This window comes from Pseudomonas sp. NFACC56-3 (assembly GCF_900100025.1).
Taxonomy (GTDB): Bacteria; Pseudomonadota; Gammaproteobacteria; order Pseudomonadales; family Pseudomonadaceae; genus Aquipseudomonas; species Aquipseudomonas fluorescens_AA.
Genome location: NZ_FMTK01000011.1, coordinates 46,012 through 71,088, shown reverse-complemented (window position 1 = coordinate 71,088; position 25,077 = coordinate 46,012). Strand labels below are relative to the sequence as shown.

The window sequence follows — 25,077 nt, the reverse complement described above, 5'->3', positions numbered from 1 at the left end:
GACCTGCCTTGCAATAGGCCCCAAGCTGCACCGAAACAGCCCCTGCTTCTTATATAAGAGCAGGGGCTGTTTTGTTTATGCCTCTTTTCATCTGATCCAGAAGCGGCATTGACAGATCCGACGCCATCGCGAGCAAGCTCGCTCCCACAGTTGACCTGTTGTGAATACAAACCCCCTGCTCACTGGAGATCCCTGTGGGAGCGAGCTTGCTCGCGATGACGGCAGCCTTGCCACCCTTAAACCCGGCACAAAAAAATACCCCAGCCTCTCGACCGGGGTATTTCTTCAAGCACTGACGCTACATCAATGTTTAACCGCCCCACTCGCCCCCAGGCCAGTCTGCGAACGCACGAACTGCGGGAAGAACAGCGCCCGTTCGTTTGCGCCTTCAGCCGACTTGTCGGTGATGGAGAAGAACCAGATGCCGACGAACGCAATGATCATCGAGAACAGCGCCGGGTACTCGTACGGGAAGATCGCCTTCTCGTGACCCATGATCTGTACCCAGATGGTCGGGCCGAGAATCATCAGGCCCACGGCACTGACCAGGCCCAGCCAGCCGCCGACCATGGCGCCACGGGTGGTCAGCTTCTTCCAGTACATCGAAAGCAGCAGTACCGGGAAGTTGCAGCTCGCCGCGATGGAGAACGCCAGGCCCACCATGAACGCGATGTTCTGCTTCTCGAACAGGATGCCCAGGCCGATCGCCAGCACCGCCAGGGCGATGGTGGTGATTTTCGAGACGCGAATCTCGTCCTTCTCGTTGGCCTTGCCTTTCTTGATCACGCTGGCATACAGGTCATGGGACACCGCCGAGGCACCGGCCAGGGTCAGGCCCGCTACCACCGCCAGGATGGTCGCGAACGCCACCGCCGAAATGAAGCCCAGGAAGATGCTACCGCCCACAGCGTTGGACAGGTGCACCGCCGCCATGTTGTTACCGCCCAGCAAGGCACCTGCCGCGTCCTTGAAGGCCGGGTTGGTGCTGACCAGCAGGATCGCGCCGAAGCCGATGATGAAGGTCAGGATGTAGAAGTAACCGATGAAGCCGGTGGCATACAGCACGCTCTTGCGCGCTTCCTTGGCATCGCTCACGGTGAAGAAGCGCATCAGGATGTGTGGCAGGCCAGCGGTACCGAACATCAGCGCCAGGCCCAGGGAGAAGGCCGAGATCGGATCCTTCACCAAGCCGCCAGGGCTCATGATCGCCTCGCCTTTAGGGTGAACCTTCACCGCTTCGGCAAACAGCATGTTGAAGTCGAAGTTGACGTGCTTCATCACCATCAGCGCCATGAACGAAGCACCCGACAGCAGCAAGACCGCCTTGATGATCTGCACCCAAGTGGTGGCCAGCATGCCGCCGAACAGCACGTAGAGGCACATCAGGATACCCACCAGGATCACCGCAACGTGGTAGTCCAGGCCGAACAGCAGCTGGATCAGCTTGCCGGCACCGACCATTTGCGCGATCAGGTAGAACGCCACCACCACCAGCGAGCCGCAGGCGGACAGACTGCGGATCTGGGTCTGCCCGAGGCGATAGGACGCCACGTCGGCAAAGGTGTACTTACCCAGGTTACGCAGGCGTTCGGCGATCAGGAACAGGATGATCGGCCAGCCCACCAGGAAGCCGATGGAGTAGATCAGGCCGTCATAACCGGAGGTGAACACCAGCGCGGAAATGCCCAGGAAGGACGCCGCCGACATGTAGTCGCCCGCGATTGCCAGGCCGTTCTGGAAGCCGGTGATCTTGCCGCCGGCCGCATAATAGTCGGCCGCCGAGTTGTTTTTCTTGGACGCCCAGTAAGTGATGTACAGGGTCGCGCCGACGAAGGCTACGAACATCAAGATAGCCGAGACGTTGAGAGGTTGCTTCTGCACAGCTCCCGCCACGGCATCAGCCGCCCAGGCGCCCGGTGCGAACGCTGCGATGCTCAATAGAGCCAGTAGACGCCGGATCATTGCTGAGCCTCCTTGAGAATCGCATTGTTCAGGTCGTCGAACTCGCCGTTGGCACGTCGCACGTAGATGCCGGTCAGGACGAAAGCCGAGAGAATCAGGCCGACACCGATGGGGATCCCCCAGGTGATGGTGGACTCGGGCGTGATCTTGGCCCCGAGAATGTGTGGCCCGTAGGCGATCAGAAGAATGAAGCCGGAATACAGACCAAGCATGATCGCCGAGAGAATCCAGGCGAACTTTTCCCTTTTTCTCACCAGCTCCTTGAAGCGCGGGCTGTTTTGAATCGAGAGGTAAATGCTGTCGTTCATTGTTTTTATCCTCGCAGCACAGATTTAATTGGAACGACTCTACTCTATGCGGCTCAAGGCCAGGTTCCAGACGACCTTAGTATTAGAACGACATGACGGTTTTGCCAGTTTCCGCACATTATTCGTAATCCCCCCTGTGGGAGCGAGCTTGCTCGCGATCACGGCGACACATTCAACATCGATGCAAGCAGACACATCGCTATCGCGAGCAAGCTGGCTCCCACAAGGGGTCCGGCGCCCATCGAAGAATTACAGGCACAAAAAAACCGCATGACACAACGTCATGCGGCTTCGCGAGCCAGCTAAATCAGGTTGATTACTTGCCGGTCCACTCCTTCACGCGGTCCGGGTGCTTGGCGACCCAGTCCTTGGCAGCGGCGTCCGGCTTGGCGCCTTCCTGGATCGCCAGCATGACTTCGCCGATCTCGTCTTTCGACGCCCACTGGAATTTCTTCAGGAACTCGGCCACTTCCGGGGCCTTGGTGCCCAGTTCCTTGCTGCCGATGCTGTTTACAGTCTCAGCCGCGCCGTAGACGCCTTTCGGGTCTTCCAGGAAGCGCAGTTTCCACTTGGCGAACATCCAGTGCGGCACCCAACCGGTGACCGCAATGGATTCGTTTTTCTTCTCGGCACGGGTCAGCTCGGCGATCATGCCGGCGCCGGAACTGGCCTTGAGTTGATAACCGGTCAGGTCGTAATCCTTGATTGCCTGTTCGGTCTTGAGCATCACGCCTGAACCGGCGTCGATGCCGACGATGCGCTTCTTGAAGGAGTCGTCGGTCTTGAGATCCTCGAGCGACTTGGCCTTGACGTACTCCGGCACGATCAGGCCGATTTTTGCGTCCTTGAAGTTGGGGCCGTAATCGACTACCGAGTCCTTGTTCTTGGTCCAATAGTCGCCGTGAGTCACCGGCAGCCAGGCCGAGAGCATCGCGTCGAGTTTGCCGGTGGCCACACCTTGCCACATGATCCCGGTCGCGACCGCTTGCAGCTTCACGTCATAACCGAGTTTTTGCTTGATCACTTCGGCGGCCACGTGGGTGGTCGCGACGCTGTCGGACCAGCCGTCAACGTAACCGATGCTCAGGGTTTTGGTTTCGGCGCTGGCCAAGGTGGAACTGATGGCCAGTACCAGTGCGGCACCTGCGCCCAAGAGTCGTCGCATCTTCATCGTTACTTCCCCGAAAGTGCTGCGCCCGACGGATGCCGGGCGGCGTCAACGTATAGTTATGATGCTCAGCGCCCCCATCACGCTCGCCCTCAAACCGGTCTGAACGCCAGTGGAGTACTGACAGGATCGATCATCAACCTGTGACGTTGCGCAACCTGCTCTGTCTGCGACGTCGAAGCAACGAGAAACGACATCAGAACGCCAGCTACTGTTTTCAGGCAATTGGCGCTTCCTCACACGTGAGATTTGCAGGCCAAAATCCGGTAAATGCCAGATCACTAGCCGCAACTGCACATGACCGTGTATCGTCCCGCTACTATCGCGCCCCGTCCGTGCCTGTTTTGTGCCCATCATGGCACTTGGCTCCGCTTCGGTGGTCATAGGCTGCGAACTTCATTCGGCACCTTCCTCTAAGGGATCCAGTCATGCTCCGTTCCTTGCGCTTCGCTGCCCTCCTCGGCGGCCTTATCCTGAGTGCGTCCGCGCTGGCGGCAGATATTGACGCCGCCAGCTATGGCTACCCCTTGACCAACCCGTTCGAGGCGACCATCGCCACCACGCCGCCGGACCTGCGTCCGGAGCTGCCGCTGATCGAAGACATCAATCAGGCGGACCACAGCCTGACCCTGCGCCCGGAACGCGAGTTCATCCTGCCGGACAACTTCTGGCCGGTAAAAAGCCTCACCTACCGCATGGCCACCCAGGACAAGCCCGCGCCGCTGATCTTCCTGATCGCCGGCACCGGTGCGCGCTACGACAGCACCCTCAACGAATACCTCAAGCGCCTCTACTACAAGGCCGGCTACCACGTGGTGCAGTTGTCCTCGCCCACCAGTTTCGACTTCATGAGTGCCGCTTCGCGCTTTGCCACGCCGGGCATTTCCAAGGAAGACGCCGAGGACATGTACCGGGTGATGCAGGCCGTGCGCGCGCAGAACCCCAAGCTGCCGGTGACCGAGTACTACCTGACCGGCTACAGCCTCGGCGCCCTGGATGCGGCCTTTGTCGCCCACCTGGACGAAACCCGGCGCAGCTTCAATTTCAAGAAAGTGCTGCTGCTGAACCCGCCGGTGAACCTCTACACCTCGATCACCAACCTGGACAAACTGGTCCAGACCGAAGTCAAGGGCATCAACAGCACCACGACCTTCTATGAACTGGTACTGAACAAGCTGACCCGTTACTTCCAGCAAAAAGGCTACATCGATCTCAACGATGCCCTGCTCTACGACTTCCAACAGTCCAAGCAGCACCTGAGCAATGAACAGATGGCGATGTTGATCGGCACCTCGTTCCGTTTCTCGGCGGCGGACATCGCGTTCACCTCGGACCTGATCAACCGTCGCGGCCTGATCATCCCCCCCAAGTTCCCGATCACTGAAAGCACCAGCCTGACGCCGTTCCTCAAGCGTGCGCTGCAATGCGATTTCGACTGTTACCTCACCGAGCAGGTGATCCCGATGTGGCGCGCGCGCACCGACGGCGGCAGCCTGCTGCAACTGGTCGACCAGGTCAGCCTGTACGCGCTGAAGGATTACCTGCACGACAGCCCGAAGATAGCCGTCATGCACAATGCCGACGACGTCATTCTCGGCCCGGGCGACCTGGGCTTCCTGCGCAAGACCTTTGGCGATCGCCTGACGGTTTATCCGCTGGGCGGCCACTGCGGCAACCTTAACTACCGCGTCAACAGCGACGCCATGCTGGAGTTTTTCCGTGGCTAAATATCTGCTGCTTATCGCTGCGTTAATGAGTGCGGGCATGGTCCACGCCGACAACAGCAAAGCCAATGCGCCTGTGGTGGTGGATTCGGATGGTTTCAAGGAACCGCTGACCAAACTCAAGTTCAACCCGGGGCTGGACCAGCGCGAGTTCGAGCGCTCGACCCTCAACGCGTTGAACGTCTATGACCCGCTGGAATCCTGGAACCGCCGGGTCTATCACTTCAACTACCGCTTCGACCAATGGGTCTTCCTGCCCGTCGTCGATGGCTATCGCTACATTACCCCTGGCTTCGTGCGCACCGGGGTCAGCAATTTCTTCAACAACCTGGGGGACGTGCCGAACCTGATGAACAGCCTGCTGCAATTCAAGGGCAAGCGTTCAATGGAAACCACGGCGCGGCTGCTGCTCAACACCACTGTGGGCATCGCCGGCCTGTGGGACCCGGCCACCGCCATGGGCCTGCCGCGCCAGAGCGAAGACTTCGGCCAGACCCTCGGCTTCTACGGCGTGCCGGCCGGCGCGTATTTCGTGCTGCCGATCTTCGGCCCGTCGAACCTGCGCGACACCTCGGGCCTGCTGGTGGACTACACGGCCGAATCGGCGATCAACTTCCTGAACGTCTCCGAAGTCAGCTCCAACCACCCGGAACTGCTGCTCCTGCGTGGCGTCGACAAGCGCTACCAGACCAGTTTCCGCTACGGGCAACTGAACACGCCCTTCGAGTATGAGAAGGTGCGTTACGTGTACACCGAGTCGCGCAAGTTGCAGATCGCCGAGTAACGTTCGACCACCCCAAACCCACTGTGGGAGCGAGCTTGCTCGCGATGAGGGCCTGACATTCAACCTTGATGTTGTCTGACGGACCGCTATCGCGAGCAAGCTCGCTCCCACAATGATCATGGGTTGCCAGGTGTCTCAGCCTTTCAGCGCTTTCCAGACCTTGCCGACCACCATCACCCCCGCCAACACCGCCGCCCCTGCGACGATCCCCGCCACGGCATTGAGCAACGTCGGCACGATAAACCCGGCACCACCGGCACTGGCCGTCACACCTTCGATCCAGTGATGCACCACTGGCACGCCATGGGTCAGGATGCCACCGCCCACCAGGAACATCGCCGCGGTGCCGATCACCGACAGGCTTTTCATCATGTAGGGTGCCGCCCTCAGGATCGCACCGCCGATGCTTTTGGCGGCCTGGCCTGGCTTGTGCGTCAACCAGAGTCCCAGGTCATCGAGCTTGACGATCCCGGCCACCAGGCCATAGACGCCAATGGTCATGACGATGGCGATGCCCGACAGGACGATCACCTGCTGGGTCAGTGCTGCGTCAGCGACGGTGCCGAGGGTGATGGCGATGATTTCGGCTGAGAGGATGAAGTCGGTGCGTACAGCGCCCTTGATCTTGTCCTTTTCAAAGGCCACCAGATCGACCGCCGGATCCGCTACCGCCTCGACCAGTTGCGCATGTTCGGCCTGGTCCTCGGCCTTGCTGTGAAGGAACTTGTGGGCGAGTTTTTCGAACCCCTCGAAACATAAATAGGCGCCGCCCACCATCAACAACGGCGTCACCAACCAAGGGACGAAAGCGCTGATCGCCAGCGCCGACGGCACCAGGATCAATTTGTTGATGAACGATCCCTTGGCCACCGCCCACACCACTGGCAGCTCCCGCTCGGCACGCACGCCCGACACTTGCTGGGCATTGAGCGCCAGGTCATCGCCCAGCACGCCGGCGGTTTTCTTGGCGGCCATCTTGGTCATCAGCGCGACATCGTCGAGCACGGTGGCGATGTCGTCGATCAATACCAGCAAACTGCTTCCAGCCATGAAGGGGCTCCTTGAATAATAATGCCGCGCAGCATACCGCGAGCCGCGGCGCCTTGGGGCATTCTTGAGCGTCGCGCGAAGCCGGTGCTACCATGCGCCACCGCCAGAACAGGCAAGGAACCCCTGGGTTTATGAGCACAATCCGCGAGCGCAACAAAGAATTGATCCTGCGTGCCGCCAGCGAAGAATTTGCCGACAAGGGCTTCGCCGCGACCAAGACCAGCGACATCGCGGCCAAGGCAGGCCTGCCCAAACCCAACGTCTACTACTACTTCAAATCCAAGGAAAACCTCTACCGCGAGGTGCTGGAAAGCATCATCGAGCCGATTCTCCAGGCCTCGACACCGTTCAATGCCGACGGTGTGCCCGGCGAGGTGCTGAGCCATTACATCCGCTCCAAGATCCGCATCTCCCGCGACCTGCCCTTCGCCTCGAAAGTCTTCGCCAGCGAAATCATGCACGGCGCCCCCCATCTGAGCCCCGATCTGGTGGAACAACTCAACGCCCAGGCCCGGCACAACATCGCCTGCATCCAGAGCTGGATCGACCGCGGCCAGATCGCCCCCATCGACCCCAACCACCTGATGTTCAGCATCTGGGCCGCCACCCAGACCTATGCCGACTTCGACTGGCAGATCAGCGCCGTGACCGGCAAGGCGAAGCTGGATGAAGCCGACTATGAAGCCGCTGCGCAGACGATCATTCGGTTGGTTCTGAAAGGGTGTGAACCAGACTGATAGCCCGAGGCGGCTTCGATCGCGAGCAAGCTCGCTCCCACACTGGGGTTTGCGGTGTCTAGACATTATGTGTCCAGCATCAGCCCTGTGGGAGCGAGCTTGCTCGCGATTGAAGGCACCTCGACTTCAGATTGAACCCATATCGCATCCCACAGTGGATAGTCACCCAATCGCGTCACCAGACCTGCCCGCAACGGGTTGGCGACAACGTAGCGAGCGAGCTTGACCAAGTCTTCCTCGCGCCGTAGCGCTCGGTCATGGTATCCCTGCTGCCACAGGCTACCTTGTCGCCCAGTGGACAGGTTCACCGCCCGAGCACTTAAAGACTTGATTTTTTGCATCAACTCATTCAACGAGCCTTGCTGCAATTCAATCAACCAATGGAAATGATCAGGCATAACCACCCACGCCAATGACTTCGCCCATTTCTTATCCTGGGCACACCGAAATTGTTCAACGACCAATCTGCCTAAAGCGAAATCCTGGAAAATCGGCTTTCGCTCAACCGTATTAGTGGTCAATAAATAGATTCGATTCAATTCACCGTAACGGCCAGTGCGCAAGCGATGTGAAGCAGGTAGATCAGGCATTCCTTCGCCCCTCCAATGATCAGGTCATCAAAGGCTAGGCCCGTTGATTTTTGGATGCCGGGCTGACTCTTGGCTGGATGTGTCTGACAGATCGTCATCGCGAGCAAGCACGCTCCCACACTGGGTTTGCGGTATTTAGACATCATGTGTCCAGCATCAAACCCTGTGGGAGCGAGCTTGCTCGCGATGGCGCCAGTCCATTCAACACAAAATCAAGCAACCACCCCCACATCCGCCCTCAACTGCAACGCCTCCACCGCCCTGACCGCCACCTGCTCATCCACATCCGAAACATCGCCGCTGACACCAATCGCCCCCAGCACCCTCCCGTCCTGATCCCTGATCAATACCCCACCCGGGGCCGGTACGACGTTGCCCTGTCCCAACCCATTCAAGGCGGCAAAGAACGCCGGGCGTTGTTGGGCGTCCTGGGCGAGCAGGCGCGAGCCTTTGCCCAGGGCGATGGCGCCCCAGGCCTTGCCGATGGCGATCTGCGGACGAAGCAGGCTGGCGCCGTCTTCGCGCTGCAAGGCAATCAGGTGTCCGCCACTGTCCAGGACCGCGACGGTCAAGGGCGCAGCGCTGATTTCATGACCGGCGGCAAGGGCTTGCCCGGCCAGGTTGACGGCAATTTTCAAGGTTAGAACGCTCATGGGTGCTGTCCTTCTTTTGTTATGGAAAAGCCTTGGGGGCTTCACTTTCAGCAGAACCGAACCTCACAAATAGAACACAACAAATAACATTTTTGTATACAAAAATTCTCACAAACAGCCCGAATTGGTGAAAAACAGCAGCAAAACCAGGCCTTCCGACGAATGAAACAGGTGCTTGAGGAAATGGATTGACCTGCGTCGTTCACCATGAATACACTCTACGCAAAGCCACTTGTATACAATTACAAAACGTAAGAGGCACAAAACCATGAGCAAAATGAGAGCAATCGAAGCCGCCGTTCTGGTGATGCGCCGTGAAGGCGTGGACACGGCCTTCGGCATCCCGGGTGCCGCGATCAACCCGCTGTACTCCGCCCTGCAGAAGGTGGGTGGCATCGATCACGTCCTCGCTCGCCACGTTGAAGGCGCCTCGCACATGGCCGAGGGTTATACCCGGACCAAGGCCGGCAACATCGGTGTATGCATCGGCACTTCGGGCCCGGCCGGCACCGATATGGTGACCGGGCTCTACAGCGCTTCGGCCGACTCCATCCCGATTCTGTGCATCACCGGGCAAGCCCCCCGCGCTCGCATGCACAAGGAAGATTTTCAGGCTGTGGATATCACCAGCATCGTCAAACCCGTGACCAAGTGGGCAACCACCGTGCTCGAGCCGGGACAAGTGCCATATGCCTTCCAGAAGGCATTCTTCGAGATGCGCTCCGGCCGCCCGGGCCCGGTGCTGATTGACCTGCCGTTCGACGTGCAGATGGCCGAGATCGAGTTCGACATCGACGCCTATCAACCGCTTCCGCTAGCCAAACCCGCGGCCAACCGCGTGCAGATCGAGAAAGCCCTGGCCATGCTCAATCAGGCTGAACGTCCATTGCTGGTGGCCGGCGGTGGCATCATCAACGCCGATGCCAGCGACCTGCTGGTGGAGTTCGCCGAGCTGACCGGTATCCCGGTCATCCCCACCTTGATGGGCTGGGGCACCATCCCGGACGATCACCCGCTGATGGTCGGCATGGTCGGCCTGCAAACGTCCCACCGCTACGGCAATGCGACCTTGCTCAAGTCGGACGTAGTGCTGGGCGTCGGTAACCGCTGGGCCAACCGTCACACCGGTTCGGTGGACGTCTACACCGAAGGCCGCACGTTCATTCATGTGGACATCGAGCCGACCCAGATCGGCCGCGTCTTCACCCCTGACCTGGGCATCGTTTCCGACGCCGCCTCGGCCCTGACGGTGTTCATCGAAGTGGCCCGCGAATGGCAAGCCGCCGGCAAACTGAAAAACCGTAGCGCCTGGTTGCAGGACTGCCAGCAACGCAAGGCCAGCCTGCAGCGCAAGACTCACTTCGACAACGTGCCGGTCAAGCCACAGCGGGTGTATGAAGAAATGAACCAGGTGTTCGGCAAGGACACCTGCTACGTCAGCACCATCGGCCTGTCGCAGATCGCCGGGGCGCAGTTTCTCCACGTCTACAAGCCACGCCATTGGATCAACTGCGGCCAGGCCGGTCCCTTGGGCTGGACCATTCCGGCGGCGCTGGGGGTGGTCAAGGCCGATCCGAGCCGCAAGGTCGTGGCGCTGTCGGGCGACTATGATTTCCAGTTCATGATCGAAGAGCTGGCGGTGGGTGCGCAATTCAAGCTGCCCTACATCCATGTGGTGGTGAACAATTCCTACCTGGGTCTGATTCGCCAGGCCCAGCGCGGGTTCGACATGGACTATTGCGTGCAGCTGTCCTTCGACAACCTCAACGCCCCGGAACTCAACGGCTATGGCGTGGACCACGTAGCCGTGGCCGAGGGCCTGGGGTGCAAGGCGCTGCGGGTGTTCGAACCGGCTGGTATCCAACCGGCGCTGCGCCAGGCCCAAGCGATGATCGAGGCGTTCAAGGTGCCGGTGATCGTCGAGATCATCCTGGAGCGGGTGACCAACATCTCCATGGGCACCGAGATCAATGCCGTCAATGAGTTTGAAGATTTGGCGCTTGTGGGCAACGATGCACCGACCGCCATTTCGTTGCTCGACTGACCGACCGGCGTCCATGTGGGAGCGAGCTTGCTCGCGATGACGGCGCTACATTCAACCTGGATGCAAGCAGACACACCGCTATCGCGAGCAAGCTCGCTCCCACAGGGGGCCTGATAAATATTCACAGGAGACCACCATGCCGCGTTTCGCCGCCAACCTGTCCATGCTGTTTACCGAGCAGGATTTCCTCGCCCGTTTCGAAGCCGCCGCCAAGGCCGGTTTCAGTGGTGTCGAATACCTGTTCCCCTATGACTACAGCTCCGCCGAACTCAAGGCCTTGCTCGACACCCACGGCCTGACCCAAGTGCTGTTCAACCTGCCGGCCGGCGACTGGGCCAAGGGCGAGCGCGGCATTGCCTGCCTGCCGGACCGGGTCGAGGAATTCCGCGCCGGTGTCGACCTGGCCATCGCCTACGCCCAGGTGCTGGGCAACACGCAGGTCAACTGCCTGTCGGGGATTCGTCCGCAGAACTGCAGTGAAACCCTGGTGGAGAAAACCTTCGTCGCCAACCTGAAATACGCCGCCGAGAAGTTGCAGGCCAAAGGCATCAAGCTGGTGATGGAAGCCATCAATACCCGCGACATTCCTGGCTTCTACCTGAACAACACTGCCCAGGCCTTGTCGATCCGTGAGCAGGTGGGCAGTGCCAACCTGTTCCTGCAATACGACATCTACCACATGCAGATCATGGAAGGTGACCTGGCCCGGACCCTGTCGGCGCACCTGGGCGAGATCAACCATGTGCAACTGGCGGACAACCCGGGTCGCAACGAGCCGGGCACGGGGGAAATCAACTACCGCTTCCTGTTCGAACACTTGGACCGCATCGGCTACCAGGGTTGGGTCGGCTGTGAATACAAGCCGCTGACCACCACCGAAGCCGGCCTGGGCTGGCTGAAAACCCATAACGCGATCTGATGCAATTTCCCCCTGTGGGAGCGAGCTTGCTCGCGATGGCGTCAGTCCAGTCACTCATTTTTGGCTGACACACCGTCATCGCGAGCAAGCTCGCTCCCACAGAAAAGCACTCCCTCATTTGCTTGAAGCAGCGATAACAACAAGAGGATTTCCCCATGGCTAAAATCGGATTCATCGGCACCGGCATCATGGGCCACCCCATGGCACTGAACCTGCAAAAGGCCGGTCACAGCCTGTTCCTGTCCCAGCACCACGACGCGGCTCCGGCCGACCTGCTGGCTGGTGGCGCGGTGGCGTTGGCCAACCCGAAGGAAGTGGCCCAGGAAGCCGAATTCATCATCGTCATGGTCCCGGACACGCCGCAGGTCGACGACGTGCTGTTCCGCGCCGACGGCGTGGCGGCGGGCGTGGGCGCGGGCAAGGTGGTGATCGACATGAGTTCGATCTCCCCCACCGCCACCAAGGCGTTCGCGGCGAAGATCAATGAAACAGGCGCGCAATACCTCGATGCCCCGGTCTCCGGTGGTGAAGTCGGTGCCAAGGCCGCGACCCTGAGCATCATGGTCGGTGGCGACAGCGCCGCCTTCGAGCGCGCCCTGCCGCTGTTCCAGGCCATGGGCAAGAACATCACCCTGGTGGGCGGCAATGGCGATGGCCAGACCGCCAAGGTGGCGAACCAGATCATCGTCGCCCTGAACATCCAGGCGGTGGCCGAAGCGTTGTTGTTCGCCGCGAAAAACGGTGCCGACCCGGCCAAGGTCCGCGAAGCACTGATGGGCGGTTTCGCGTCGTCGAAGATCCTCGAAGTGCACGGTGAACGCATGATCAAGGGCACCTTCGACCCAGGCTTCCGCATCAGCCTGCACCAGAAGGACCTGAACCTGGCCCTGCAAGGCGCCAAGGAACTGAACATCAACCTGCCCAATACCGCCAACGCCCAACAAGTGTTCAGCACCTGCGCGGCCATTGGCGGCAGCAACTGGGATCACTCGGCGCTGATCAAGGGGTTGGAGCATATGGCCAATTTCTCGATTCGCGACAAATAAACCCTGCCCCCCCTGTGGGAGCGAGCTTGCTCGCGATAACGGTAGCCCAGCCAACGTCGTTGCTGGATGTAAAACCGCTATCGCGAGCAAGCTCGCTCCCACAGGGTCCGCATCAACACCAATAATAAAAAACCGGGAGCCCGCCATGTCGGTCGATCCGCAACAACTGCTGCGCGAGCTGTTTGCCACAGCCATCGACGCGGCCCATCCGCACCACGTCCTTGAACACTACCTGCCCAGCGACCGCAGCGGCCGGGTAATCGTCATTGGCGCCGGCAAGGCCGCGGCAGCCATGGCACAAGTGGTCGAGCGCTGCTGGCAGGGTGAAGTGTCCGGCCTGGTGGTGACCCGCTACGGCCATGGCGCGCCCTGCCAGAAAATCGAAGTGGTGGAAGCCGCCCACCCGGTGCCTGACGCCGCGGGCCTGGCCGTGGCCCAGCGAGTACTGGGGCTGGTGAGCGATCTCAGCGAAGACGACCGGGTGATCTTCCTCTTGTCCGGCGGCGGCTCCGCCCTGCTCGCCTTGCCAGCCGAAGGCATCACCCTGGCCGACAAGCAATCGATCAACAAAGCCTTGCTCAAGTCCGGTGCGACCATCGGCGAGATGAATTGCGTGCGCAAGCACCTCTCGGCGATCAAGGGCGGGCGCCTGGGCAAGGCCTGCTGGCCGGCGACGGTGTACACCTACGCGATTTCCGATGTGCCGGGTGACCTGGCCACGGTCATCGCATCCGGCCCCACGGTGGCCGACCCCAGCACGTCGGCCGAAGCCCTGGCGATTCTCCAGCGCTACCACATCGATGTGCCGGCGTCGGTGCGCGACTGGCTGCACAGCCCAGCGTCGGAAACCGTCAAGCCCGGGGACCCGGGCCTGGCCCGCAGCCACTTCCAATTGATCGCCCGTCCCCAGCAATCCCTGGAAGCCGCAGCGGTGAAAGCTCGCCAGGCCGGTTTCAGCCCATTGATTCTCGGCGACCTGGAAGGCGAATCCCGGGAGGTGGCGAAAGTCCATGCCGGCATTGCCCGGCAAATCGCCTTGCACGGCCAGCCGCTGGCGGCGCCGTGCGTGATTCTCTCCGGCGGCGAAACCACCGTCACCGTACGCGGCGATGGCCGTGGCGGGCGCAATGCCGAATTCCTGCTGAGCCTGACCGACAGCCTCAAGGGCCATCCCGGCATCTATGCGCTGGCTGGCGACACCGACGGCATCGACGGTTCCGAAGACAACGCCGGCGCCCTCATGACCCCAGACAGTTATCGCCGCGCCGCCGAACTGGGCCTGTGCGCCAGCGACGAGTTGGATAACAACAATGGCTATGGCTACTTCGCCGCCCTGGATGCGCTGATCGTCACCGAACCGACCCGCACCAACGTCAACGACTTTCGCGCCATCCTGATCCTCGAGAACCCCCAACATGACGCCTGATAAAAAGGTCAAGATCCTCGCGACCCTCGGCCCCGCCACCCGTGGCATCGATGACATCCGCGAGCTGGTACAGGCCGGCGTGAACATCTTCCGCCTGAACTTCAGCCACGGCGACCCTGCCGACCACGCCCAGCGCTACCAGTGGATTCGTGACGTCGAGCAGCAGCTCAATTACCCCCTGGGCATCCTGATGGACCTGCAAGGCCCGAAGCTGAGGGTTGGCCAATTCGTCGACGGCAAGGTCCTGCTGCAACGGGGCCAGGCCCTGCGCCTGGACCTGGACCCGACGCCGGGTGATCAACGCCGGGTCAACCTGCCCCACCCGGAAATCATCGCGGCCCTGGAGCCAGGCATGGACCTGCTGCTGGACGACGGCAAGTTGCGCCTGCGCGTGACCGCCAGGCACCGCGACGCCATCGACACCGAAGTGCTCAACGGCGGCGAGCTGTCGGACCGCAAAGGCGTGAACGTGCCCCAGGCCTTGCTCGACCTGAGCCCGTTGACCGCCAAGGACCGGCGCGACTTGAGTTTCGGCCTGGAGCTAGGCGTGGACTGGGTGGCGTTGTCGTTCGTGCAGCGGCCCGAGGACATCCGCGAGGCTCGCGCGCTGATCGGCGACAAGGCGTTCCTGATGGCGAAGATCGAGAAGCCGTCGGCGGTGACCCAACTGCGGGAAATCGCCGAATTGAGCGATGCGATCATGGTCGCCCGCGGCGACCTGGGGGTCGAAGTTCCGGCCGAAAGCGTGCCGCAAATCCAGAAAAACATCATTGGCACCTGCCGCGCCCTGGGCAAACCGGTGGTGGTGGCCACCCAGATGCTCGAGTCGATGCGCTTTTCCCCGGCGCCCACCCGCGCCGAAGTCACCGACGTTGCCAACGCCGTGGCCGAAGGAGCCGATGCGGTCATGCTGTCGGCGGAAACCGCGTCAGGGGACTACCCCCTCGAAGCCGTGCAGATGATGAGCAAAATCATCCGCCAGGTGGAAAACGGTCCCGACTACCAGACGCAGTTGGACGTCAGCCGACCGAAAGCCGAGGCCACGGTGTCGGACGCCATCAGCTGCGCGATCCGGCGCATCAGCAGCATCCTGCCGGTGGCGGTGCTGGTGAACTACAGCGAATCAGGCAGCTCCAGCCTGCGCGCGGCGCGGGAACGGCCGACGGTGCCGATCCTCAACCTGACGCCGAACCTGCAGGCCGCTCGCCGCCTGACGGTGGCCTGGGGCGTGCATTCAGTGGTCAATGATCGATTGAAGCAAGTGGACGAAGTCTGTTCCACCGCCCTGGAAATTGCCCAGGCCCAAGGCATGGCCCAGCGTGGCGATACCTTGCTGATCACCGCGGGCGTGCCGTTCGGGCAGCCGGGGTCGACCAACTCGCTGCGCATCGAGACGTTGATCTAGCGTCTGTACTGGCCTCATCGCGAGCAAGCCCGCTCCCACCGGGGGCTGCGGTGCCCTTGTGGGAGCGAGCTTGCTCGCGATGAAGTCGACTCGATCCCTCTGACACACACCTGCCATGCCCAACACCCACTGCCCCGACTGGGCCACCGCCCTGCTCAACGGCTTCAGCCAAGTCTTTCTCCAGCGCCATCCGCTGTGCGGCCTGCTGTGCCTGTTGGCGATTCTGCTCACTGCGCCCGCGCTGTTCGGCGGCGCGTTGCTCGGCGGGGTGGCCGGGTTGCTGACGGCCCAGCGACGCGGTTACACCAAGGCCGACCGGCAAGCCGGGCTGTTCAGCTACAACGGCATCCTGCTGGGCTTGCTGCTGAGCCTGGCGTTGCCCTGGTCCGCCCTGTTGCCACCGTTGATCATCGCCGCGGGTGGCCTCAGCGCGATGCTGACCCAGCAATGGCTCAAGCACACCCGAGGCCCTCGCTGCCTGCCCGCCTACACCGCGCCCTTTGTCGGGTTGGCTTGGCCGCTGATGGGGTTCACCCTGCCGCCGCCTCTCGCCACCTCGATTGAAATGACCCTGCCCAACCTGCTGGCCGCTCAGTTGAGCGGACTGGGCCAGGTCATGTTTCTCGGCCACCCAATGGCCGGTGCGCTGATCGCCGTCGGTCTGCTGCTGGCCAACCGGCGCGCCGGCGCTTGGGCATTGTTCGCTTCCGCCGTCGGCCTGGCCTTCGCCTTGTCGCAGCATGAAAACGCAACCGCCCTGTCCGGGCTGGGCGGCTACAACCCGGTGTTGGTGGCGCTGGCCCTCAGCCAACAGCGCCGCCCATGGCTGCCGCTGATGGGCATCGTCCTGGCAATCATGCTCACGCCAGGCTTTACCGCCCTCGGCCTGCCTCCCCTGACAGCGCCGTTCATCCTCGCCTGCTGGCTGATCCAGGCCACCGGCCGGGCGTGGCGTCAGGCCAGCCTCGAGATCGCGCCTTGCGCTGTACGGGGCAATCACCCTAGGCTTCGCTGATTCCGGTTCAGGCGAAAGTTATGCAAAGCAGCGACAACTGGCGTGAACGCCTCTACGTGATCATTTTCCAGACCGACACCGTGGCCGGCCGGCGCTTCGACAGCACCCTGTTGTTGATCATCCTCGCCAGCCTGGTGATCGTGATGCTCGACAGCATCGACAGCGTGCACAAAAACTATGCGGCCCTGCTGGCGGCTATCGAGTGGGGCTTCACGTTCATCTTCATCGTCGAGTATGGCCTGCGCCTGTACTGCTCGCCCAAGCCGCTGCGCTATGCCTTCAGTTTCTACGGCCTGGTGGATCTGCTGGCGATCGTGCCGGGAATCCTGGCGCTGTACTACAGCGATGCCCAATACCTGCTGATCGTTCGGATCATCCGTATGCTGCGGATTTTCCGCGTGCTCAAGCTCAGCCCTTACCTCAAGCAAGCCAATTACCTGATGGCGGCGTTGCGCGGGAGCAAGCAGAAAATCATTGTGTTCCTGGTCAGCGTCTCGACCCTGGTGACCGTCTTCGGCACGTTGATGTACGTCATCGAAGGCCCCGAGCACGGTTTCACCAGCATCCCAAAGGGTATCTATTGGGCTATCGTGACACTGACCACCGTAGGCTTCGGCGACATCGTGCCCAAGACGCCCCTGGGCCAAGTGGTGTCGTCCCTGGTGATGATCACCGGTTACTCGATCATCGCCGTGCCAACGGGTATTTTCACGGCTGAACTGGCCACGGCCATGCGCGGTGACCAGCTCAAGCACGATTGCCCGGTGTGCAGCAAAAACAACCACGACCACGGCGCCGCTTTCTGTTCCCGTTGTGGCAATGCACTGTTTAAGAAATTGGAATAAGCAAAGCACTTTTTGATGCTTGAAGGTCTATAGGCTTGCGGCTAGTGTGCTGGCTAATTGCCCGGAACCCCCATTCAAATAAAAAGGAATTCGTAAGTGAAGAACTTCTTTGGCGCCTCCCTTCTCGCCGTCGGCCTGACCTTCGGCGGCCTGGCCCACGCCGCCCCGACCCTGCTTAACGTTTCCTACGACGTCATGCGCGATTTCTACAAGGACTACAACGCAGCCTTCCAGAAGCACTGGCAGGCCGAGCACAACGAAAACATCACCGTGCAAATGTCGTTCGGCGGCTCCAGCAAACAGGCACGCTCGGTGATCGACGGGCTGCCGGCGGATGTCATCACCATGAACATGGCCACCGACATCAATGCCCTGGCGGACAATGGCAAACTGGTGCCCGAGAACTGGGTCACCCGCCTGCCAAACAACAGCGCGCCGTTCACCTCGGCGACGGTATTCATCGTGCGCAAAGGCAACCCCAAAGCACTGAAAGACTGGCCCGACCTGCTCAAGGACGGCGTGCAGGTGATCGTGCCCAACCCGAAAACCTCCGGCAACGGTCGCTACACCTACCTGTCGGCCTGGGGTTACGTGTTGAAAAATGGCGGTGACGAGAACAAGGCCAAGGCCTTCGTCGGCAAACTGTTCAAGCAGGCGCCAGTCCTGGACACTGGCGGTCGCGCCGCGACGACCACCTTCATGACCAACCAGATCGGCGACGTGCTGGTGACCTTTGAAAACGAGGCGGAAATGATCGCCCGCGAGTTCGGCCGCGACCAGTTCGAAGTGATCTATCCGAGCGTTTCCGCCGAGGCCGAGCCACCGGTCAGCGTGGTCGACAAAGTCGTCGAGAAAAAAGGCTCCCGCGAAGCCGCCGAGGCCTACCTCAAATACCTGTGGTCGCCTGAAGGCCAGGAAATCGCCGCCGCCAACTACCTGCGCCCACGGGACCCGGCAGTACTGGCCAAATACACCGACCGCTTCCCGAAAGTGGATTTCCTGTCCGTGGAAAAAACCTTCGGCGACTGGCGCACGGTGCAGAAGACTCACTTCAATGATGGCGGGATTTTCGACCAGATCTATAGCGGGCAGTGAGGCTCGACTCGCCTCAAAACCACGCTGTCAGCCAAGTCCAAACCTGTGGGAGCGAGCTTGCTCGCGATAACGGTCTGTTCTGCATCAATGATGTTGGAATGAAGCCGCAATCGCGAGCAAGCTCGCTCCCACAGGATCTGATCGTTGCCATTAATTCCGGGCATGACTGATATCAGCTACAAAGCCTGTTTCTGAGCCCTGCAAGTCTTTAGCCTCATGCCATCCTTTCAATTGATCGATGAGATTGCCATGAGTGCTCATTCACCCACCTCGGCCGGTAGCTCTCTGACCCGCGGCATGGTCCTGCTCTTCGCTTTCTGCTGCGGCGCCATTGCCGCCAACATCTACTACGCCCAACCCATCATCGAACTGATCGCACCCGATGTCGGCCTGAGCAGCACCATGGCCAGCCTGATCGTCTCGCTGACCCAGATCGGCTATGCCCTGGGCCTGTTGTTCCTGGTGCCGTTGGGTGACTTGCTGGAGAACCGTCGGCTGATGATTCTCACCACGCTGGTGGCGATTGCCAGCCTGTTGGGGGCGGCGTTCACTGACCAGCCGAATGTGTTCCTGCTGGTCTCGCTGCTGGTGGGATTCAGTTCAGTGTCGGTGCAAGTCCTGATTCCGCTGGCCGCGCACCTGGCGCCGGAAGAATCCAGGGGGCGGGTCGTCGGTGGGATCATGAGCGGCCTGCTGTTCGGGATCCTGCTGGCGCGGCCGGTCGCCAGCGTCGTGGCCGATCACTTCGGCTGGCGGGCCATGTTCATCATCGCCGCCGCGTTGATGGTCGCGATCAGCATCGTCCTGGCGCTGACCGTGCCCAAGCGCCAGCCCGACCATAGCGCCTCTTATGGCCAACTGCTGGGTTCGCTCGGCACCCTGCTGCGCCGACAACCGCTGTTGCGCCAACGGGCGTTCTACCAAGCCTGCATGTTCGCCACGTTCAGCCTGTTCTGGACTGCCGTGCCGCTGGAACTGTCACGCAACCATGGCCTGTCCCAGACTGAAATCGCCCTGTTCGCCCTGGTCGGCGCCATCGGTGCCATCGCCGCGCCCATCACCGGTCGCCTGGCGGACGCCGGCCATACCCGCAACGCCTCGCTGGTGGCGATGCTGTTCGCCAGCCTGAGTTTCCTGCCGGCGTTCATCCATCCGCTCTACAGCGTGATCGGCCTGGCGGTGACCGGCGTGGTCCTGGACTTCTGCGTGCAGATGAACATGGTCCTGGGCCAGCGCACCATCTACGCCCTCGATGCCAAGAGTCGCAGCCGGCTGAATGCGCTGTACATGACCAGCGTCTTCGTCGGCGGCGCCTTTGGCTCATCGATTGCCAGTGCGGTGTACGAGCACGGCGGCTGGTTGTGGGTGGTGATCGTCGGCAGCGCCTTTCCGCTGTCGGCCTTGCTGCGTTTCTTGAGTGCCTCGCGCAAGCCGTCCCTGGCCACGGCCTGAAGCCCACGCATAAAAAATGCCCGGTCGCTCAAGGCGACCGGGCATTTTCATGGAGCGGTCAAATCCGCACGTTGCCACGCGGCCCGGCAATCGCCCAGATGATCAGGCCCAGGACCGGCAGCAGCAGGATCAGCAGCACCCAGAGAATTTTCATCCCGGTTTCCGCGCCACTCTTGAGCACATTGATGATCGCCCAGATATCGAGCGCCAGGATAATCAGGCCGACCAGGCCGTTGAAGGTGGAACCCATGGTGTCGCTCCCAAATGGTGATAGGCACTCTTAGGATAGCGGGCCCCAGGCAAGGGTTCCGTTTTATTGCTTCAGACGTGGACCGCGACCTTGAGCGCTTCCAAGGCCGGCGCGGCGGCGATGCCGACTTCGGCACACAGTTCCAGCACCCGCGGCACGTCGTTGCCGTACACCAGCACCATTTGCAATTCATCGTCGAGCAACTGGCTGAAGTTCATCAGCACATAACCGCCGTTTTCCTTGTTCAGGCTGCTCATCTGGATCTGGATGCGGTTGAGCGCGGTCAGGGCTTCGGTTTTCGCCAGTTGCTTGGGCTTGAGATTGAACGCCACGCCAGGGCCGAACGAGGCGACGATCTGTTCGAACAGGTCCGCGTAGGTGTCGGCCTGGAACAGGACGGTGTCCGGCAGGCTGCCCACCACCACCCACTCACCCAACGGGATCGGGAACGTGTCGTCGTAGTTGATATCGGGGTTGGCAGCCAGGAAAGCCGTCGGATCGGCGTAGGCCTGGGCCGCTTCGTCAGCGATTTTCACGATGTCCGCCTCGCCGAGGCAGCCGGAGCTGATTTTACCGATGAGTTCGATGAGGGCGGCTTTCATGGGGGTGAATCCTGTGGCGAAGGGTGTTTTGAGGGCGGGCAGGATAGCGCATCACATCGGTCGAGTCAGGAACCTGTGGCCCCGGAGCTTTTGTGGCGAGGGGATTTATCCCCGCTGGGCTGCGAAGCAGCCCTAAAGACAGCTTGCCACAGCGAGTTGTCAGGTTTTAGGGCCGCTTCGCGCCCCAGCGGGGATAAATCCCCTCGCCACAAGAGCAATGTCACTCCAGGATCACGGCCCCGGAGGAAGATCAGGCCAACATCTTTTCCAACTGCGCCGTGGTGTCCACCGCGCCCATGGTCCGGGCCGCATCGAGGGCCGAGACGCCGTTGGCGTCCTTGGCTTTCGGGTCGGCGCCTTTGCCGATCAGGTAGTCGACGATTTCCACCCGGTTGAACATCGCCGCCATCATCAAGGCGGTACGGCCATCGAAGGAGGCGCCTTCCACTTGCGCGCCGCCGTCCACCAACGCCGAGACCACTGCCAGGTCGCCCTTGAACGCCGCGCCGGCAATCGGGCTCTGGCCGTTGTCGTTACGGATTTCCGGATCGGCCTTGTGCTCCAGCAGCACTTTCACCGTTTCCACATGCCCGTGGTAAGCGGCCAGCATCAACAAGGTGTCGCCCTTGTGATTGCGCAGGTTGGGCGGCAGGCCCTTGCTCAGGAGCGCGGCCATCATGGCCGCGTCGCCCTGGCGTGCGACGTTGAACACCTGCTCGGCAAACTCGGCAGCCTCTTCCGGGGTCATCTGGCGGCTTGTATCGGACATGGGAAACTCCACTCGGCTCTTCGCAAAGCGGCTAGTTTCCCGAGGGACCCGGGCGCTGTCATCCCTTTTTTTACTGTGCCCGCCATAGCCAGGATCAATAACGCAATTGTCCGTCCTGGATCCGCACCGCGAGTTGCCGGTCCACCCGCACGTACGTATCGGTACCCGGCAGCCAGGCATAGACCGGCTCATCCCCGGCGACACACGGGTCGAACCCTTCAGCCTTGAGGCGCGTCTTCTGGTACTTGAAGGTGCCGGTGGTGTCCATCTTCACCTTGATGCGCAGGAACAGCGGCACGGCGTAGTCGGGCAACTTGCATTGCAAGAATTGCAACAGCTCGCTGAAGTCCAGGGTCGCCAGGGATTCGGACGGGGTGATCGCCGCCATGCCGGCACGGCCATTGGTGCCATTGATCTCCACGCCATAAGCCACCGCCTCGGCCACCTGCGGGTGTTGCAGCAAGACGTTTTCGACTTCCGTGGTGGAGACGTTTTCGCCTTTCCAGCGATAGGTGTCGCCGAGGCGATCGACGAACTGCCCATGCCCGAAGCCGATGTTGCGCAGCAGGTCTCCGGTGTTGAAGTAACGATCCCCCGGCACGAAGACGTCCCGGCAGATGGTTTTTTCGGTCAAGGCTTGCTCGGTGTAGCCATCCAGTGGCGCCTTCTCGTCGATCCGCGCCAGCAACAGGCCCGGTTGGCCCTTGGGCACTTTTTGCATGCGGCCTTGCAGGTTGCGCAACGGCAGGCCACTGGCATGGTCGTACCGCACCAATTCCCAGCCCATCAGGGAGAACCCGACGGTGTTGTCGAAATTCAGGACGTTGGTGAACCCGATATTGCCGTCGCTGGCCGCATACAGCTCGCAGATATGATCGATACCGAAACGCGTCTTGAAGGCCGACCAGGCCCCGGGCCGCAGGCCGTTGCCGATCATTTTCTTCGCACCGTGGTGGCGGTCATCGGCAACGACCGGTTGATCGATCAGGTAGCGGCACAACTCACCGACATAACCCAGTGTGGTCGCCCGGTAACGGCGTACGTCGCTCCAGAACTGGCTGGCGCTGAACTTGCGTCGAATCGCAAACCCCGACGCGCCACAGATCGCCGCGCCCCAACACACGCACAGGCCGGTGGCGTGGTACAGCGGCAAGGTGCAATAGACGACATCGTCGGGCTGCATGTCCAGGGCGATCAGGCCGAAGCTGGTGGAGGTGCGCATCCAGCGACCATGGCGAAACACCCCGGCCTTGGGCAGTCCGGTGGTGCCCGAGGTGTAGAGGTAAAAACACGGATCGTTGCAGAAAACCTCCTGGCTGCACGCTGGGTTATCGTCCGGGTAACCCTCGCAACCGGCCACCAGGTCGACGAAACCGGACGGCACATCGACGCCGTCCTGATCCGCCAGCCACCAGGTCCTGTTGCCCGGCAGTGCGGTGCGCGCTCGCACATCGTTGAAAGCCGCGACCCGTTCATCCCCGACCACCACCGCGATCGGGTTGACCAGGGCCAGGCTGTGCACCAGCGCATCGCCGGTTTGCGAGGTGTTGAGCATGGCACTGACCGCGCCAACCTTGGCCATCGCCAGCACGCTGATCAACAACTGCGGCCGGTTCTCGACGAATATCGCCACACAGTCGCCCTTGCCGATACCTTGGGCCAACAGGTAATGGGCGATGCGATTGGCCTGCGCGTTGACCTGTGCATAACTCAACACCGTATCGCCACACAGCAGTGCCGGGCCCTCGGGATTGCGTCGGGTGGCCTGTTCGAAACACCAGCCCAGGCCACACGGTTGGGTCGGGTCCTGGACATTGGCCAGCTTCCTGCCTTTGACGATCCGCGGAACCGCTCTGGCGATGGCTGGCAACTTGCGCAGCATCATGCCCCAGGTAATGGCGTCGCTGGGTGTACGACTCATGGTGATCTTCCCCGTTCGACCTCGTGGGTCTCGGTTCTTGTTATCGGGCTGGCGGTGATTTTGGCTCGAAAGTACGCCGGCGGTCGCGGCGCTGTACATGCGGTTTTTGCAATGTTTTGTATCTGCTGCCCGAGGCAGGCGAAGCGTGAGCGCCGGAAAATGATTTGGTTCCAAATATCGTTGCCCGACCACGCAAAATGCAGGATGCACGATGGCCGTTCATGCAAGATGCACGAAAGCAAAAATATAGATAAAACGTAACATGTTGTTTTTAAAGTAATTTTTATAATGCCAAATGCTGGCATAGACAGTGCAATCACCCCTCCACGGTTTGCCACACCATGGAGCAGTCAACTATGAACATGATTCAAGAAAAGTTTGCATCCCTGTTTTCCAACTACGAAGTGACCACTCAGCCCCGCCCGGACGGCGGCATTCTGCTGACCTTGCGCAATAGCGACGGCAAGCTGTTCAAACGCACGATTTCCTATGCGCAATTGCACGCGGGGGATCAGTTGTCCTGGGCGATCAGCGCGATCCGTCGCGACTTGGCCGAACAGGCCAGCGAGTTGCCCCAGATCACGCTGTTGCAGAGCCAGCATCGGTTTGCGCTGCCGACTTACCACAGCGCTTGAGTCTGCTGGAAAACTCGCTTTGCTGTTCACTGGGAAAACGGCGCTTCTTTCAGATGGGAAGCGCCGTTTTTTTACGCCTTGGAAAAGTCTGCCGTGTTCCGGGCGATTGAACGCAGGTCAGTCTTCCAGGCGAGGAAACCGGCGAGCAATATCATCGCCTGTGAACTCAGCGACCACCCCCTGCGGAACACCAGACAAACGGATCGAAACAAAATACGGCCGCTCCCCCCTATCAAACCAATGGGGCGTACCGGCCGGCACCGTTATCAAGTCGTTTCTTTCACACAGCACCGCATAGACATAATCGCCAAGGTGCAGGTTAAACAACCCACGACCGCTGACGAAAAATCGTACCTCTTCCTGGCCATGGCGATATTCATCAAGCCACTCAGCCTGCGGCTCCACCTGTTCGGTGTGAGCGCTGCCAGCGCTGACCACATCGACCGCAACGTAACCCCGCTCAGTCATCAACGCATCGATCTGAGCCTGGTAAGCCGCAAGGATGTCCTCCTCACTGGCCCCCGGCTGAATTTTCGCCGCCGCTTCCCAGCGATCGAAGCGAACACCTTGTTCGGCCAGGGTTGCGGCAATGTCCTCGAAATGAGTCAACACCTTGTTCGGCATGTCAGGGCTCGATACGTGATAAACGGACAGGCTGCTCATGACAATGGCTCCAG

Annotated in this window: 24 protein-coding genes; 13 read left to right on the top strand and 11 right to left on the bottom strand. The window is 61.0% G+C overall.

All coding sequences use genetic code 11. The features are described 5' to 3' along the window. Window positions 1–303: 303 nt before the first annotated feature. From BLO80_RS16340 to BLO80_RS16330, 3 genes are all read right to left on the bottom strand, one after another. The gene (locus tag BLO80_RS16340; RefSeq protein WP_092328363.1) at window positions 304–1,962 is read right to left on the bottom strand and encodes a cation acetate symporter; all 1,659 of its coding nucleotides are present in this window, start codon (window positions 1,960–1,962) and stop codon (window positions 304–306) included. Then, window positions 1,959–2,270 (bottom strand): DUF485 domain-containing protein, encoded by a 312-nt coding sequence (locus BLO80_RS16335; RefSeq protein ID WP_072406462.1) that lies wholly within the window; start codon window positions 2,268–2,270, stop codon window positions 1,959–1,961. The genes BLO80_RS16340 and BLO80_RS16335 overlap by 4 nt, the downstream gene beginning before the upstream one ends. 316 nt (window positions 2,271–2,586) lie before the next feature. Beyond that, window positions 2,587–3,441 (bottom strand): glycine betaine ABC transporter substrate-binding protein, encoded by an 855-nt coding sequence (locus BLO80_RS16330; RefSeq protein WP_092328365.1) that lies wholly within the window; start codon window positions 3,439–3,441, stop codon window positions 2,587–2,589. Between the two features lie 425 nt (window positions 3,442–3,866). Between BLO80_RS16330 and BLO80_RS16325 the strand changes: the two genes are divergently transcribed. Continuing rightward, entirely contained in the window at window positions 3,867–5,165 is a 1,299-nt protein-coding gene (locus tag BLO80_RS16325; protein WP_060741153.1) for an alpha/beta fold hydrolase, read from the top strand. Next, window positions 5,158–5,946 (top strand): MlaA family lipoprotein, encoded by a 789-nt coding sequence (locus BLO80_RS16320; protein ID WP_092201786.1) that lies wholly within the window; start codon window positions 5,158–5,160, stop codon window positions 5,944–5,946. Before BLO80_RS16325 ends, BLO80_RS16320 begins: the two co-directional genes overlap by 8 nt. Window positions 5,947–6,081: 135 nt before the next feature. Here the strand turns inward: BLO80_RS16320 and BLO80_RS16315 are convergent, their stop codons facing one another. After that, entirely contained in the window at window positions 6,082–6,996 is a 915-nt protein-coding gene (locus tag BLO80_RS16315; protein WP_092328366.1) for a DUF808 domain-containing protein, read from the bottom strand. Between the two features lie 131 nt (window positions 6,997–7,127). On the opposite strand from BLO80_RS16315, the gene BLO80_RS16310 reads away from it, so the two are divergent. After that, the gene (locus tag BLO80_RS16310) at window positions 7,128–7,733 is read left to right on the top strand and encodes a TetR/AcrR family transcriptional regulator (RefSeq protein WP_092201782.1); all 606 of its coding nucleotides are present in this window, start codon (window positions 7,128–7,130) and stop codon (window positions 7,731–7,733) included. 65 nt (window positions 7,734–7,798) lie between these two features. Here the strand turns inward: BLO80_RS16310 and BLO80_RS16305 are convergent, their stop codons facing one another. Both BLO80_RS16305 and BLO80_RS16300 read right to left on the bottom strand, forming a co-directional pair. Beyond that, entirely contained in the window at window positions 7,799–8,323 is a 525-nt protein-coding gene (locus BLO80_RS16305) for an REP-associated tyrosine transposase (RefSeq protein ID WP_256574214.1), read from the bottom strand. Window positions 8,324–8,535: 212 nt separating this feature from the next. Next, window positions 8,536–8,976: a GlcG/HbpS family heme-binding protein gene (locus BLO80_RS16300; RefSeq protein WP_092328369.1), complete on the bottom strand. Its 441-nt coding sequence runs from the start codon at window positions 8,974–8,976 to the stop codon at window positions 8,536–8,538. A gap of 268 nt (window positions 8,977–9,244) precedes the next feature. On the opposite strand from BLO80_RS16300, the gene gcl reads away from it, so the two are divergent. From gcl to BLO80_RS16255, 9 genes are all read left to right on the top strand, one after another. Beyond that, entirely contained in the window at window positions 9,245–11,020 is a 1,776-nt protein-coding gene (gcl, locus tag BLO80_RS16295; protein WP_092328371.1) for a glyoxylate carboligase, read from the top strand. Window positions 11,021–11,156: 136 nt separating this feature from the next. Further along, window positions 11,157–11,939, top strand: a complete 783-nt coding sequence (hyi, locus tag BLO80_RS16290) for a hydroxypyruvate isomerase (RefSeq protein WP_092328374.1) — start codon at window positions 11,157–11,159, stop codon at window positions 11,937–11,939. A 155-nt stretch (window positions 11,940–12,094) separates the two neighbouring features. Continuing rightward, window positions 12,095–12,985, top strand: coding sequence for a 2-hydroxy-3-oxopropionate reductase (locus tag BLO80_RS16285; protein WP_092328376.1), 891 nt, complete (start codon window positions 12,095–12,097; stop codon window positions 12,983–12,985). 145 nt (window positions 12,986–13,130) lie between these two features. Continuing rightward, a complete protein-coding gene (locus BLO80_RS16280; RefSeq protein ID WP_092328379.1) occupies window positions 13,131–14,411 on the top strand; it encodes a glycerate kinase type-2 family protein in 1,281 nt (426 codons plus the stop codon). Further along, window positions 14,401–15,816, top strand: a complete 1,416-nt coding sequence (gene pyk, locus BLO80_RS16275; RefSeq protein WP_092328382.1) for a pyruvate kinase — start codon at window positions 14,401–14,403, stop codon at window positions 15,814–15,816. Before BLO80_RS16280 ends, pyk begins: the two co-directional genes overlap by 11 nt. 115 nt (window positions 15,817–15,931) lie before the next feature. Beyond that, the gene (locus tag BLO80_RS16270) at window positions 15,932–16,831 is read left to right on the top strand and encodes an urea transporter (protein ID WP_092328384.1); all 900 of its coding nucleotides are present in this window, start codon (window positions 15,932–15,934) and stop codon (window positions 16,829–16,831) included. 20 nt (window positions 16,832–16,851) lie between these two features. Further along, window positions 16,852–17,676 carry an ion transporter gene (locus tag BLO80_RS16265; RefSeq protein ID WP_072406483.1) on the top strand — a complete coding sequence of 275 codons (825 nt, stop codon included), beginning with the start codon at window positions 16,852–16,854 and terminating at the stop codon, window positions 17,674–17,676. Between the two features lie 96 nt (window positions 17,677–17,772). Next, window positions 17,773–18,771 carry a sulfate ABC transporter substrate-binding protein gene (locus BLO80_RS16260; RefSeq protein WP_092328387.1) on the top strand — a complete coding sequence of 333 codons (999 nt, stop codon included), beginning with the start codon at window positions 17,773–17,775 and terminating at the stop codon, window positions 18,769–18,771. A gap of 249 nt (window positions 18,772–19,020) precedes the next feature. Beyond that, entirely contained in the window at window positions 19,021–20,223 is a 1,203-nt protein-coding gene (locus tag BLO80_RS16255) for an MFS transporter (protein WP_092328389.1), read from the top strand. A 58-nt stretch (window positions 20,224–20,281) separates the two neighbouring features. Here BLO80_RS16255 and BLO80_RS16250 read toward each other — a convergent pair whose 3' ends face one another. The 4 genes from BLO80_RS16250 to BLO80_RS16235 all read right to left on the bottom strand — a co-directional run bounded on the left by BLO80_RS16250 (window position 20,282) and on the right by BLO80_RS16235 (window position 23,765). Further along, a complete protein-coding gene (locus tag BLO80_RS16250) occupies window positions 20,282–20,473 on the bottom strand; it encodes a PLDc N-terminal domain-containing protein (RefSeq protein ID WP_003204476.1) in 192 nt (63 codons plus the stop codon). A 71-nt stretch (window positions 20,474–20,544) separates the two neighbouring features. Beyond that, window positions 20,545–21,075: a hypothetical protein gene (locus tag BLO80_RS16245; RefSeq protein ID WP_092328391.1), complete on the bottom strand. Its 531-nt coding sequence runs from the start codon at window positions 21,073–21,075 to the stop codon at window positions 20,545–20,547. A gap of 250 nt (window positions 21,076–21,325) precedes the next feature. After that, window positions 21,326–21,844, bottom strand: a complete 519-nt coding sequence (locus tag BLO80_RS16240; RefSeq protein ID WP_092170964.1) for an ankyrin repeat domain-containing protein — start codon at window positions 21,842–21,844, stop codon at window positions 21,326–21,328. Window positions 21,845–21,938: 94 nt separating this feature from the next. Continuing rightward, complete coding sequence (locus BLO80_RS16235) at window positions 21,939–23,765, bottom strand: long-chain-acyl-CoA synthetase (protein ID WP_092328394.1); 1,827 nt, start codon at window positions 23,763–23,765, stop codon at window positions 21,939–21,941. Window positions 23,766–24,121: 356 nt separating this feature from the next. On the opposite strand from BLO80_RS16235, the gene BLO80_RS16230 reads away from it, so the two are divergent. Beyond that, window positions 24,122–24,400 carry a DUF3509 domain-containing protein gene (locus BLO80_RS16230; protein ID WP_003204481.1) on the top strand — a complete coding sequence of 93 codons (279 nt, stop codon included), beginning with the start codon at window positions 24,122–24,124 and terminating at the stop codon, window positions 24,398–24,400. 117 nt (window positions 24,401–24,517) lie between these two features. Here BLO80_RS16230 and BLO80_RS16225 read toward each other — a convergent pair whose 3' ends face one another. Then, window positions 24,518–25,063, bottom strand: coding sequence for a 1,2-dihydroxy-3-keto-5-methylthiopentene dioxygenase (locus BLO80_RS16225; protein ID WP_092328397.1), 546 nt, complete (start codon window positions 25,061–25,063; stop codon window positions 24,518–24,520). Between the last annotated feature and the right edge of the window lie 14 nt (window positions 25,064–25,077).

Excerpts from the sequence above, each read along its gene's own strand:
- BLO80_RS16330 (WP_092328365.1), bottom strand. The coding sequence starts at position 3,441 with ATGAAGATGCGACGACTCTTGGGCGCAGGTGCCGCACTGGTACTGGCC.
- BLO80_RS16225 (WP_092328397.1), bottom strand. The coding sequence starts at position 25,063 with ATGAGCAGCCTGTCCGTTTATCACGTATCGAGCCCTGACATGCCGAAC.
- BLO80_RS16230 (WP_003204481.1), top strand. The coding sequence starts at position 24,122 with ATGAACATGATTCAAGAAAAGTTTGCATCCCTGTTTTCCAACTACGAA.
- BLO80_RS16325 (WP_060741153.1), top strand. The coding sequence starts at position 3,867 with ATGCTCCGTTCCTTGCGCTTCGCTGCCCTCCTCGGCGGCCTTATCCTG.
- BLO80_RS16340 (WP_092328363.1), bottom strand. The coding sequence starts at position 1,962 with ATGATCCGGCGTCTACTGGCTCTATTGAGCATCGCAGCGTTCGCACCG.
- BLO80_RS16250 (WP_003204476.1), bottom strand. The coding sequence starts at position 20,473 with ATGGGTTCCACCTTCAACGGCCTGGTCGGCCTGATTATCCTGGCGCTC.
- BLO80_RS16235 (WP_092328394.1), bottom strand. The coding sequence starts at position 23,765 with ATGAGTCGTACACCCAGCGACGCCATTACCTGGGGCATGATGCTGCGC.
- gcl (WP_092328371.1), top strand. The coding sequence starts at position 9,245 with ATGAGCAAAATGAGAGCAATCGAAGCCGCCGTTCTGGTGATGCGCCGT.
- BLO80_RS16270 (WP_092328384.1), top strand. The coding sequence starts at position 15,932 with ATGCCCAACACCCACTGCCCCGACTGGGCCACCGCCCTGCTCAACGGC.
- pyk (WP_092328382.1), top strand. The coding sequence starts at position 14,401 with ATGACGCCTGATAAAAAGGTCAAGATCCTCGCGACCCTCGGCCCCGCC.
- BLO80_RS16265 (WP_072406483.1), top strand. The coding sequence starts at position 16,852 with ATGCAAAGCAGCGACAACTGGCGTGAACGCCTCTACGTGATCATTTTC.
- BLO80_RS16245 (WP_092328391.1), bottom strand. The coding sequence starts at position 21,075 with ATGAAAGCCGCCCTCATCGAACTCATCGGTAAAATCAGCTCCGGCTGC.
- BLO80_RS16280 (WP_092328379.1), top strand. The coding sequence starts at position 13,131 with ATGTCGGTCGATCCGCAACAACTGCTGCGCGAGCTGTTTGCCACAGCC.
- BLO80_RS16255 (WP_092328389.1), top strand. The coding sequence starts at position 19,021 with ATGAGTGCTCATTCACCCACCTCGGCCGGTAGCTCTCTGACCCGCGGC.
- BLO80_RS16285 (WP_092328376.1), top strand. The coding sequence starts at position 12,095 with ATGGCTAAAATCGGATTCATCGGCACCGGCATCATGGGCCACCCCATG.
- hyi (WP_092328374.1), top strand. The coding sequence starts at position 11,157 with ATGCCGCGTTTCGCCGCCAACCTGTCCATGCTGTTTACCGAGCAGGAT.
- BLO80_RS16335 (WP_072406462.1), bottom strand. The coding sequence starts at position 2,270 with ATGAACGACAGCATTTACCTCTCGATTCAAAACAGCCCGCGCTTCAAG.
- BLO80_RS16240 (WP_092170964.1), bottom strand. The coding sequence starts at position 21,844 with ATGTCCGATACAAGCCGCCAGATGACCCCGGAAGAGGCTGCCGAGTTT.
- BLO80_RS16300 (WP_092328369.1), bottom strand. The coding sequence starts at position 8,976 with ATGAGCGTTCTAACCTTGAAAATTGCCGTCAACCTGGCCGGGCAAGCC.
- BLO80_RS16305 (WP_256574214.1), bottom strand. The coding sequence starts at position 8,323 with ATGCCTGATCTACCTGCTTCACATCGCTTGCGCACTGGCCGTTACGGT.
- BLO80_RS16310 (WP_092201782.1), top strand. The coding sequence starts at position 7,128 with ATGAGCACAATCCGCGAGCGCAACAAAGAATTGATCCTGCGTGCCGCC.
- BLO80_RS16315 (WP_092328366.1), bottom strand. The coding sequence starts at position 6,996 with ATGGCTGGAAGCAGTTTGCTGGTATTGATCGACGACATCGCCACCGTG.